Here is a 205-nt window from a genome sequence, read left to right as displayed (position 1 = left end):
CACCACCCGCTACGTGATGCTGCTGCACCTGCCCGCCGGCTACACCCCGGCCCTGGTCCGCGACGCCCTCATCGCGAAGATCGCGACGCTGCCCGATCAGCTGCGGCGGTCGCTGACCTGGGATCAGGGCAGCGAGATGCACCTGCACGGCCAGTTCACCCAGGCCACCGGGATGCCGGTCTACTTCTGCGACCCGCACGCACCC

The 205-nt window shown here is 70.2% G+C and carries 1 protein-coding gene; it reads left to right on the top strand.

The genetic code is table 11. The features are described from left to right. Positions 1 to 205, top strand: a 205-nt coding sequence (locus QQ657_RS56590) for a transposase (protein WP_434056880.1), incomplete at both ends; no start/stop codon positions are given.

The organism is Amycolatopsis ponsaeliensis, assembly GCF_030182635.1.
Taxonomy (GTDB): Bacteria; Actinomycetota; Actinomycetes; order Mycobacteriales; family Pseudonocardiaceae; genus Amycolatopsis; species Amycolatopsis ponsaeliensis.
The sequence above is the reverse complement of the archived record's forward strand: the minus strand, read 5'-3'. Positions and strand labels throughout refer to the sequence as shown.